The sequence below is a fragment of the Sphingobacterium sp. HJSM2_6 genome (assembly GCF_049316305.1).
GTDB lineage: Bacteria > Bacteroidota > Bacteroidia > Sphingobacteriales > Sphingobacteriaceae > Sphingobacterium.
In genome coordinates, this window is the sequence record NZ_JBMOXB010000012.1 from 143553 (window position 1) to 153108 (window position 9556).

General features: G+C 32.1%; 11 protein-coding genes. 7 read left to right on the forward strand and 4 right to left on the reverse strand.

Annotated elements, in window-relative coordinates; all coding sequences use genetic code 11:
- Position 1: 1 nt before the first annotated feature.
- Positions 2-853: a DUF4843 domain-containing protein gene (locus tag ACFRAE_RS12020; protein WP_422797403.1), complete on the forward strand. Its 852-nt coding sequence runs from the start codon at positions 2-4 to the stop codon at positions 851-853.
- On the forward strand, positions 850-2418 hold the full coding sequence (locus ACFRAE_RS12025; protein ID WP_422797404.1) for a PKD-like family lipoprotein: 1569 nt from the start codon (positions 850-852) through the stop codon (positions 2416-2418). Before ACFRAE_RS12020 ends, ACFRAE_RS12025 begins: the two co-directional genes overlap by 4 nt.
- Before the next feature lie 280 nt (positions 2419-2698).
- Here the strand turns inward: ACFRAE_RS12025 and ACFRAE_RS12030 are convergent, their stop codons facing one another.
- Entirely contained in the window at positions 2699-2911 is a 213-nt protein-coding gene (locus tag ACFRAE_RS12030) for a hypothetical protein (protein ID WP_422797405.1), read from the reverse strand.
- 574 nt (positions 2912-3485) lie between these two features.
- Between ACFRAE_RS12030 and ACFRAE_RS12035 the strand changes: the two genes are divergently transcribed.
- The gene (locus ACFRAE_RS12035) at positions 3486-4241 is read left to right on the forward strand and encodes a sensor histidine kinase (RefSeq protein WP_422797406.1); all 756 of its coding nucleotides are present in this window, start codon (positions 3486-3488) and stop codon (positions 4239-4241) included.
- Complete coding sequence (locus tag ACFRAE_RS12040; RefSeq protein WP_422797407.1) at positions 4238-4951, forward strand: LytR/AlgR family response regulator transcription factor; 714 nt, start codon at positions 4238-4240, stop codon at positions 4949-4951. The genes ACFRAE_RS12035 and ACFRAE_RS12040 overlap by 4 nt, the downstream gene beginning before the upstream one ends.
- Positions 4952-4997: 46 nt before the next feature.
- Here ACFRAE_RS12040 and ACFRAE_RS12045 read toward each other — a convergent pair whose 3' ends face one another.
- Positions 4998-5210 carry a hypothetical protein gene (locus tag ACFRAE_RS12045; RefSeq protein ID WP_422797408.1) on the reverse strand — a complete coding sequence of 71 codons (213 nt, stop codon included), beginning with the start codon at positions 5208-5210 and terminating at the stop codon, positions 4998-5000.
- A 284-nt stretch (positions 5211-5494) separates the two neighbouring features.
- Between ACFRAE_RS12045 and ACFRAE_RS12050 the strand changes: the two genes are divergently transcribed.
- Positions 5495-6304, forward strand: a complete 810-nt coding sequence (locus ACFRAE_RS12050; protein WP_422797409.1) for a metallophosphoesterase family protein — start codon at positions 5495-5497, stop codon at positions 6302-6304.
- Positions 6285-6941 (forward strand): hypothetical protein, encoded by a 657-nt coding sequence (locus ACFRAE_RS12055; RefSeq protein WP_422797410.1) that lies wholly within the window; start codon positions 6285-6287, stop codon positions 6939-6941. The genes ACFRAE_RS12050 and ACFRAE_RS12055 overlap by 20 nt, the downstream gene beginning before the upstream one ends.
- A gap of 121 nt (positions 6942-7062) precedes the next feature.
- On the opposite strand, the gene ACFRAE_RS12060 is transcribed toward ACFRAE_RS12055, so the two are convergent.
- Both ACFRAE_RS12060 and ACFRAE_RS12065 read right to left on the reverse strand, forming a co-directional pair.
- Positions 7063-7611 (reverse strand): hypothetical protein, encoded by a 549-nt coding sequence (locus tag ACFRAE_RS12060; protein ID WP_422797411.1) that lies wholly within the window; start codon positions 7609-7611, stop codon positions 7063-7065.
- A 114-nt stretch (positions 7612-7725) separates the two neighbouring features.
- On the reverse strand, positions 7726-8154 hold the full coding sequence (locus ACFRAE_RS12065; protein WP_422797412.1) for a hypothetical protein: 429 nt from the start codon (positions 8152-8154) through the stop codon (positions 7726-7728).
- A 340-nt stretch (positions 8155-8494) separates the two neighbouring features.
- On the opposite strand from ACFRAE_RS12065, the gene ACFRAE_RS12070 reads away from it, so the two are divergent.
- Complete coding sequence (locus ACFRAE_RS12070) at positions 8495-8872, forward strand: MmpS family transport accessory protein (RefSeq protein ID WP_422797413.1); 378 nt, start codon at positions 8495-8497, stop codon at positions 8870-8872.
- Positions 8873-9556: the final 684 nt, after the last annotated feature.

Here is a 9556-nt window from a genome sequence, read left to right on the forward strand (position 1 = left end):
TATGAAAAACGTAACTATAAAAATATACTTATTGGGTATTTGTTTGCTACTGGTAAGTTGCGAAAAGGATTTGATGAAATATGAAGGTGAAGAAGGTGTTTATTTTGCAGTACAATGGGGGTCTGACAAAGCAGATTCTACAACTTGGGCTTTTCAAAGTTATTCACCTGTGGATTTTATTAATTTACAAGGATCGCAGCACCAGTTAAAACTTCGGGTGATGATAACTGGCGAACCAAAAAGTTATGATCGATATTTTGGAGTTGAATTAAATAGCGATAGTAGTACTGCCGCTTTAGATGTGGAGTATGAATCTTTTTTAACGCAGTACACCATTAAAGCTGGCACAATATATACGGATATTCCAATCACACTTTTGCGCTCTGAAAATTTACAAAAAGAGATGAGAATCTTGGGATTAAACCTAATTCCTTCTAAGGATTTTAGTTTATCAATACCTGTATGGTATCATTTACCTCCTCACGTTTCTTCAGAAAGGTATAAAATTTTTAATTCATCGTATCATAAAATAGAGTTAACGGATTTTATTACTAAACCTCAGGTATGGTTTGGTGGAAATGCTGAGGGTCGTGAAATTGGACTTTGGGGTGAATTTACATCGAAAAAATTTAAATTGTTCTGTTTGCTTAATGATTTAATTTATGATGATTTCAAAAATTCAACAATTATGCATTATGTGCGTGTCAATGTTATCAATCAGGTCATGGCGGCCTATTTACAGAATCAAATGGATAAAAAAACACCAGTTTTAGAAGATGATGGTCGGCTCATGTGGGTATCTGGTGTAAGTTGGAATTCAATAATAGGCACTCCTTATAAACCCGTATTATGAAAAAAATAATTTATTTCTTAGTTTTTGTTTTAGGTATCGTTTTTCATTCCTGTCGTAAAGAATTTGAAAATTCCAATTATAGAGATATTAATGAAATAGCTATTTCAGAATTAGGTCAATCTCATCGTTTGTTGTATAAGATTGATACCTTGAAAATATCGCCTAATTTGAATTTTACAATTAATGAATACGAGGAGGATAGGTTTAGTTATGAATGGAAATTAGTGTCTAGTGAGCGGACTGATATTATTACTAAAAAAGGAGTTATCATAGGTACAGTCAAAAATTTGAAATATCCCGTAACGGCTACTCCCGGTGTATATACCTTATATTTAAAAGTAACAGACAAAGAGACAAATATTGTCTGGTCTAGTTTTACGTTTTTGGAAATTGCAATTCAATCGGGTACAGGTTTTTTACTTATTGGTGAAGATGATGAAGGATTTGTTGAAGTCGAAATGATTGCTATGAATTCTGACGATACAAGTATTGTAAAAGGTTTGAGCAGGGATAATGGGGTTCCGCGATTTAAAGGTGCTGTAGACATTCTTCATACAGGTAGTTTTCCATTAAGACCAGCAAATGTCAAACAATGGGTACTAGGGAAGGAGCATGCCTATTATGTTAATCACGCTACATTTGAAACAAGTCCGAATCAGGTTTTTAAAAATTTACTATTTGCAAGCTATTCACTTCCTTCCAATATAATTCCGGTGGATATTGCTCCAAGAATTAATAGAATCGGGGGAAATACAGCAAATAGTTTGAAAAGGACAATTGTTACGAATACAGGACATAGCTTTAATGCCGATTTAACTAGCGGTGGAGGTGATTTTTATGGTAATCCGACCAATCGCTTATCGGGAATAAATTCGCCCACATTTCCTGTTTTTCCTTACATCATGCATGGGCCAGGTGCGTGGACTCATTATACATTATTTGATACTGAAAATAGAAGATTTGTTTATGCAAGTTCCTCCGCAACAAATATGAACCTGCTTCCCGATAGACCTAATGATCCTTTTCCATGGAACCAAAGTGAAGTAAACCGTTCTTTAGTGTTTGTCAGAAATACCAGGAATACGGATGGTGGTTCAACTAATGGAAATACCTTAGCTTTAATGAAAAATTTTGAAACAGGTCAATATTTTATTTATAAATTTTATGCAGCAAATGTTCCGCAGAAAAGAAATGGATATGTGGTAAGCGATGCGTATTCGAAAGAATTGGAAAAGTCGAAACTATTTGCCTTTTCGAGCACCAGAACTGCGCTATATTTTGCCCAAGGTTCTAAACTCTTCGCTTATGATTATAATTTAGGAAATGAACAGATGATTTTTATTAAAGATTTTGGAGAGGAAATAACCATGATTTACAGCGATATACAAACAAATAGCTATTTGGATTTATATGTAGCAACTTATTCCATAGCAAATAAAGGAACTATTCATAAATTGGAATTACAAAATAACACCAATACCATAGAACTAAAAGTCAACGATAATGTGAAATGGAAAGGACTTGCAAAGGTTATCAATATGAGTTGGAAAAATTCTACTCATTAGAAAATCAAGGTGCTTGTAGTAGGTGTTGAACGTAATTGATAATAAGGGGTATACCGAATAATTCCATAAATTTTGGAGGATTTTTGATGCGTGTGTTTGCTAGTGCAGCTTACTACAAAATTCCCTCAACAATTGCTGGGTTTACCCGGATGGGAAAGGAATGAAAATACGTAAAGTTTGGAATTGGTCATTGCTGTATATTCTTACTATTCAAATAGAGGTAATTTCTTGAATACCTCTTTAATATACAAAGCGGATTGGTCTAATACTAGTTTTAGTATTAGACCAATTCTTTCCCTTCAAAACCACAGAATTCAAGAAAACATAGGACTTCATCTGCGGAATAATTATCTCCTTCAACACGTAATACATGATCTGTATCGTCCAAATCAAATGTTGCACGCTTTAATTCTAGAATACCTTGCAACAAATTGCTTAATTCAAAAGCATCTCTAATTCTAGAAACATCAGTTTTAAAAATTTTTATCATCATCGCCTTGCTATTTTTGGAATATCGTTTTTATGAGCTCTTATAAAATAAAATATATACATAGACGAATCCAATACTAAATTAGCTACTGTTAGGTAAAAATTCTTGTAGTTTTCTACCAAACAAACATATTTTTATACAAAACATAATATTATAACTAAAAAGACACCTAATTTAGTGCCTGAATTACCAGTCGATTGATTTCCATATTTTTGAATTTCACTTGAATGCTAATTTCAAACAATTCCATTTTGCAACGATGTGTCCTGATTTTTACCCGCAACAACAATTTTTCGTAGATTTTATTACGCATAAGAAATATCGGGTCTTCCGACATATCTTATTTCTCTTGTTATTTTTTCTGTTTTTATGCCATGAATCGGATTTTGTAATTTATACTGCAGAAGTTAGGTTATCGATCATTGTTATCATCTATAGTTTTTTTGTTTTCATGATGTACATAAATATGTATGTGCTGATTCCTAATTTTCTGATGCAAAGGCAATACATATTCTATGTCCTAGTTTTATTTTTATTGGATGCTATAGTTATATATGTTATAGGAAATGGATTAAAAATGTATTTAATAACGATGGGTGTATTTATTACCTCTGCTAGGGGTTATGATTATTTCGATGGGGTATTTCTTTCTGTGATTTTAATATCGACTAGCACCACATTTAAATTATTTCAACAATGGATTATCAATATGGAACGGATTTCCGAACTGAAGCAATTATCCTATAAACATGAATTAAATGCATTAAAAAATCAAATTAATCCGCACTTTTTGTTTAATATGTTGAATAACATCAATCACCTCATACGTACTAAACCTGATCAAGCGAATGAAGTAGTTTCAAAACTTTCTGGATTTTTAAGGCATCAGATTTATAAGTCAGATGATGAAAATGTGCTACTCATTTCTGAAATTGAATTTTTGAAAAACTTTTTAGATTTAGAGAAAATACGGCGAGATGATTTCAGCATTCATATACAAGTCACCCATGTAACTCCGAATGATCAAGCTATAAATACCATTAATTTGCCCGCCAATTTGTTTACCACTTTTGTAGAAAATGCAGTTAAGCATAGTGCCAGTTTATTAAATAAGGAAACGTCGATATATATAGAATTTAAGATCCATAGCCATAAATTGGAATTTATTTGTAGAAATAGCACAGAACATATTCCTATTCAAAATAATAAACATCGTGGATTGGGCTTATTAACCATAAAAAAAAGACTGGACTTAATCTATCAAGATCAATACGACTTGCAGATTAAATCCAATGAATTTGATTATACTGTTCAACTAATTTTGCCAATATGAATTGCATAATTGTCGATGATGAGCCTTTAGCACGTGCGGAATTAGCCCACCTGATTCATGAAGTAAGTAATCTTAACATTGCTGGAATGTTTTCGAGTGTTAAACTTGCACAAGATTATTTGGCCTTACATACCGTAGACATTATATTCTTGGATATCCACATGCCCGGTATGTCGGGTTTAGAATTTGCAGCCACGATCAATAAAACGACTAAAATCATTTTTACTACGGCTTATTCGCAATATGCATTAAAGAGCTATGAAGTGGAAGCTATCGATTACTTACTTAAGCCTATAGAAGGTAAACGCTTAGTCAAGGCTATTGATAAAGCTAGCAGGTTTCAAGAGGTTGAACCGAAGACTATAGCTGCAGATAATGTACTTCCTGTAGAAGATTTCATCATTATTCGTTCAGAAAGGATGCATCACAAAGTTTATTTTCAAGATATCTTATTTATTGAAGGAATGAAAGACTATTCCATCATTTATGGACTTGATGAAAAATGGATTACCGCCATGAACTTAAAAACTACACATTTATTACTTCCAGCCGATCGGTTCATACGGGTTTCTAAATCTTATATCGTGGCCATTGCAAAGGTCGAACGATGCGATAACAAGACCTTAATGATTAAAGATAAGGAAGTCCCATTAGGTGATCGGTACAGGGACCAGTTTTTAACTTTATGGAAGAAAACGCATAATAGGTAATCAATGAACTTAAACAGCTTATGACTGTAGGTACAGATGAAGAAAATTACAGTAATTCTTCGCATGAGCAACCATGGTGATTTACATGCTGTATAATATCCAATGGGGAAAATCGTAAACCTTCCACCCGCAAAATACAATCGATATCTTCCAAATCAAATGTAACTTGTTGAATTCCTAATTTGGTTTTGATTGAATTCTTAATTTCTTGAACTAAATTCAGGTCATTGACATTGGTTTTAAATACTTTGATCATCATGATGCTATGGTTTGTAAATCTTTCTTAATTTTATCGCTTATTCAACTAAATTAGGCTTTCCTAGCTAAGCTATTTTCTTTTTTCTACATAAGGGAAGATATTTTATACGAAAGGTTTTTTAGGCTATTGGCTACCTTTTAAATCAGAATAGTTGTCTAAAATATTTAATAATGTCTAGGTATTGTTACCTGTGCATACCTACATAATTAATTAATCTTTCTTAAGTATGACAATTACATACGTTGCATTTCCTTACTTTTGCGGACAGAAAGTCAAAAATTAAGATGTATAGAATTTGTTTATTTTTTAAGTTAATGGTCCTGTTAACTGCTTTATCTTCTTGCGAACTGATTGATATACATCCCTATGCAGGTAAGCTAACGGGAACCTTAGACATAAATAACAAAAATATCGCAGCCATAGAATCAAACTTTGCATCAAAAGATACGATTAGATTTGCATTTATTAGTGATTCTCAACGTTGGTATGATGAATTAGGTGATTTTGTAGAGCATATCAATCCAAAGGATGATATCGACTTTATTATTCATGGGGGAGACCTGGCAGACTTTGGTCTAACCGATGAATTTTTGATGCAAAGAGATCTGCTCGAAAAATCAACTAAACCTTATGTTGTTTTAATCGGTAATCATGATTTATTAGCGAATGGGGAAGAGATCTTTGAAAAAGTTTTTGGTAGTCCAAATTTCTCTTTCATTGCTGGAAAAACTAAATTTCTTGGGATGAATACCAACGCGTTAGAGTCTAATTATGCTAACCCAGTGCCCAATTTCTCCTTTATCAATTCGGAATTGAAAAATGAGCAGGCTCCCTATAATCAAACCATTGCTATGATGCATGCTCGGCCAACTTCTGAGCAATTTGATAATAATGTATCGAATGTGTTTCAATACCATATTAGGCAATTTCCTAATCTACTTTTTGGATTGCATGGACATGAGCATCGATATATGAAAGAGGATGTTTTCAACGATGGTATATTTTATATTGGAGGTCCAAATATTGGAAAGAGGCAATATTTAGTCTTCACCATTACTCCAGGTTCTTTTACTCATGAAATACACTCTTACTAATATGCGTGATATCATCTTAACCTTTGCCATTTTGTTCATCGTTTCCCTGGGAAAAGCGTCAACAATGGATGCTTCATTGAATGCGGATAGTCTTAATAATGTGGAAATTAAACAGGCAATTTTTCACATTAAACCTTCTAGCTATTTAGTACAGACAGGAGGCTCTATAGGATTAATTGCTGTCGGAGCGGGATGGGACTATGGTAAGAAGAAACAATGGGCTACGGAATTGTTATTGGGATATGTGCCTAAATACGATACCGATAGAGTGAAATTGACACTTAGCATTCGCCAGCTTTACAGCCCTTGGAAGATTCCCATTAATACTTCTTTTTCCTATTCTCCATTACGCACTGGATTATACCTGAGTACAACCTTGGGGAAACAGTTTTGGTACAGTGCCCCTGAAAAATATCCAAAAGATTATTATACTTTTTCGACAAAACTTAGAGCAAACATCTTTCTAGGGCAATCTTTTGAATGGAATATGCCTAAAAACCCGAAGATCTTAAGAAAGCTTGCTTTTTACTACGATGTGCATGTTTCTGATCTGATGTTAATTAGTAGGATTCAAAACAAGAGCTTATCAGGTTTTAATTTTATGGGATTGGCATTAGGACTTAAATTGCATTTATAGTTGTACCCCAATGCATTTTCCTTTTCATGAAGGATGGTTTATTTTAGCAAATAATTGATGGAATATTTTGTACTGCTGATCAAGTTCGGCTATCCTTAATCTTGTTTGCGTTGATAATAAATTATTTCCATTCCCACTCTTCTTCTAAGTGGTAATTTACCTTTAGGTGATCTGCAAGTTCTGTAAATTGAGCTCTGATTTCCGCGACATTTTGCAGTTTGTCTTTAGGTAAAATAAGTGTTTGTCCATCTTCCAAAATAATAAATATCGCATAAGCTATTTCATAAAATTCTTTTACAGCGCTGCTCGGAACAATTGATTCGTACAAATCATCTTTTACTTTCAGCTGGTCATGATCAAATTCAAACTTGACCTGTATGGATTGCTTATCCCCATACTTATCTTGAATTATTCCTTTATAGTGTTTGATGTAATAACGACTTTCCCACTTAGGATAAATGAAATAATACGTTACTGCACAAATGGATAAAAATAGGAGGGGGATGTAATCGTTAGATATTAAACTAATTAGCCCTAAGAATATAAATAGAATAGGCGATGTAATCCTGCTTTTGCGTCTTTTGTTGTTTATTCGTTCTGATTTTGAGGCAATAAATAGTTGTGTTATTAATTGGTCATTCTTGTCAATGGTATAGTTTATGGTCGTCATTTAATATTCTTCTGGATTATGGCTATTCTGGTTATTCAATACCCTACCTTTCAGCTACAAGGAAAAGCTTGATATCATCATTAAAGATGGATATTATTTCGGTTCACTACCTGATTAAATAAACAATTGTTCTAATTTTTCATCATTTCCATCAATGAAATCATTTAAATAGATCAGCGAAGCTTCTAAATTATAGCCCCATTTATCATCGACAACCATTTTTTCTTTTTCCCCAAATAATCCAAAAAATACATTGTTTTTTTTAGGTCTTCGATACCATAAGGAGAATTCAAGTTCTTGCTGATCATTGAAATGTGCTGAAAGTCCAAAACTACTTTTTGAAATTACATTTAAAAAATCTAAGGATGGATTGTAATAAATTTCTTCAGGTTTTAATTGCTCCATGATGTTCAGCTTCTCCATCCAAGGATAATTCTTTGCAATTTGTAGGAGTTCTTCTCCTTTAAAGTTTTTTGAAATACTAATAATTTCCTTTTCTAAAGGATCACAAATGGAATAGGTGAAAATCATATTGCTCTGCATAATCTAGGATATATAAGCAATTTAGTGTTTTTCCTATAAGTAAAAAAATAAAAGATTTTATAATTAATGGGGTTCATATTGCTAGTAATAAGGTGATTATGATTTTTTTTAATTAATTAGTTTTAATAAAAGATATCCTAAGGTATAACCAAGAGCATAAAGGTTACTTAAAATAGATATTAATTAATAATCTATTAATTTATTTTATAAGGTTTTAATTGTAAAATATGAATTTATAATTACAGGTGTGGAAATATTTCGAATATTTTAATAAAATTAGATTGATAACTCTAATAAGGCATGGTGTTTGATAAATAGTGCTAGATTAAAAATGATATTTATGAAAAACATTAGATTATTAGCACTAGCATTAGTAGCCCTTACATTTATTTTTACCGCTTGTAGTAAAGATGACGATCCTGCAGTAGAAACAGGAACTAAAAAAGTACAGTACAAGATCATTGGATCAAGTGATGTAAAAATCAGTACCATTGTCTATTATGATGGAAATGACGCAGTTTCAAAAACTGGAGAATTTGGAAATGAATGGACAAGTGAAGCAGGAATAGAAACAAGAACGCCTATGGTAACTGCAAATGGAGTAGGGTTAACCGATGCATCGACGTTAAAGGCTCAAATTATTATCGATGGAAAAGTGGTAAAGGAAAGTGCAGCATCAACTGGTAAATTTCTTCAAACGAGCACATCGCTTTTTTAAGTATAAAGTTATTTATATACAAAGCCTAGTCCTTGGATTAGGCTTTTTTATTTTTTAACCAATTAAAACTTCCAAATTCCACTAGGAACTTGGATGTTTTATTGCTGATAGATTTTATAGATAATATTTTATGAAATTCTTCAGTATTTTTCGATTTCTATCTTTACTTATTTGAGGCGAAAATGGATGATACATGGGATTATCATGATCAGCTTAAGTGCATGCTACTATTTATTTCATATGATATTAAACCATATGAAATAAATAGTATCTTACTTATATACAAAGGGATTCATCTATGATTTTATTTTCATACGATATAATCTATTTATATTACGACCGAACCAAGTATAACTTTAGCTCAATACCTTTTCATTAATTTTTTTGAAATAAAATTGATTTGTAGCGAAGTATTTGAAAACTTCAAATCGTCAGATCAAATTATACCTAATACCATTTTCTCCTTTTTAGGTTTTAATAGTATTTTATTGCTTTTGAACTTTATGATATGCATAATGCAGAGAATTTTGTAAGGTTATTTTAATGAATGTTTTTTCCATTGTATTGCTGACAAAAGATAGGAGTAAGGGTTACTGGTAATACCATATGTAAATCGTCAGCAAAAAGTGGACACGATATTTTAAAAACTTAAGGAGTGTTTTCATCAAAAACGTTAGATTTAAT